This is a genomic window from Mesorhizobium sp. WSM2561, assembly GCF_000513915.1.
In the GTDB taxonomy this organism is placed as follows: Bacteria; Pseudomonadota; Alphaproteobacteria; order Rhizobiales; family Rhizobiaceae; genus Mesorhizobium; species Mesorhizobium muleiense.
Genome location: NZ_AZUX01000114.1, coordinates 1 through 1,394, shown reverse-complemented (window position 1 = coordinate 1,394; position 1,394 = coordinate 1). Strand labels below are relative to the sequence as shown.

1 pseudogene is annotated in these 1,394 nt (G+C 64.8%); it reads right to left on the bottom strand.

The window, feature by feature from the left end:
- Nucleotides 1–1,394 (bottom strand): annotated as a pseudogene (locus M727_RS42710) (translocation/assembly module TamB); the annotation flags it as partial.

Genomic DNA, 1,394 nt, shown 5'->3' with positions numbered 1-1,394 from the left:
GCCGGAATGCCGGCGACGGTGGCGCCGCCGGAAAACCCGGTCCAGTCGCCGTCGCGCTTCAAATCGACACCGATGCCGCTGATCACGGTGGCGCCGGAGGTGACGCTGTCGGCACGGATTTTTCCGGAGATCGCCGGTGCGGCGACATAGTTGGCAATCAGCGCATCGATGGTGACCGTCTTTGCCGAAAGATCGCCGCGCGAAATTGAATCTGTGGTCGCCTTGATGGCGACATGAGGCGCATTGCCGGTCTTCGAGAAGACGATCGTGCCACGCACGTCGCCGTCAGCTTTTTCCAGCGCCAGGGCTGCGAGCGGACTGATATCGGGTAGATCCAGCGCAACCGTGCCGAGCGGCAGGAATCGATCGTCGAGAGCAAGGTCGCCCGAAACTTTGTTGTCGCCCAGTGACAGGCTTAGTCCGTTTATGGACCGCTTTCCCTGGCGCGTTACCAGCGACGCCTTGAAATCGAGTGGCTCGTCATTGACGGATCCGGTGAGCGAGATATCGGCCGCCGGGCTGGCGATGTCGCCCTTCCCCGTCGCGGTGAGCTTTAGCCCGGTGATTTCTCGCGCCGCCACCGAAAGCCGGTCGCTGTTGACCGTCAGCGACAGGTCGGGCGCGGTGCTGGCGCCTTGCGCGTTCAGCGCGAAGGTGATGGCGCCCTTGGCATCCCCGGACAGAAGCGAGATGTCGGCGAGCGCGCCCTTGACGTCGGCGCTGACCTTGTTGTCGGCGAGGCTGGCCTGCCCGTCGGCGCTGAATGCACCTGATACCAGCCTGATGGCGTTGGCGATAACATTGCCGTTGGCGTCGCGCTTCAGTGCCGCGCTGAGCTGCGTCCGCTCGGCGAGCACGCCGCGCACTGCCGCCGGCAGTGCCGCGGAAGCCGCAACCGCCCTGAGGTTGAGATCGATGGCGCCATCGGCCAGGGAGACCCTTCCATTAAAGCCGCTGTCCAGTACCTCGCTCGTTACCGAGCCGCTGTCGATGACGATGGTATCGGTAGCGAGATCGCCGGCGACCTTGGCAGTAATCTTTCCGGCGAGCAGCGGCGCGATGGTCGGATTGTCCAGGCCGATTTTGTCCGCCGTCACCGTGCCGGAGATCGGCCCTGTTCGGCCCTTCAGATTGAAGGCGTCGGAATGGAGCGCAAGCGCGATGCCTTCGGCCTTGGCGAGGTTGGTGGCGACCGACGGCAGTGTCGCGGAGATATTCAGCGTCGATTGCGTGCCCTGCCCCGCGACCTCCACCGACAGCGCCTGCAACTCGAGCTTGATCGGGCTCTCGGTGCTGCCAAGCGCCAGCGGCAGGCTCGGGCCGGTCGAGGCCAGGTCGAGCGAAAAATCGCTGGCGCCGTTCGGATTGATGGTGCCGGCAGCCTTGCCGGAAAT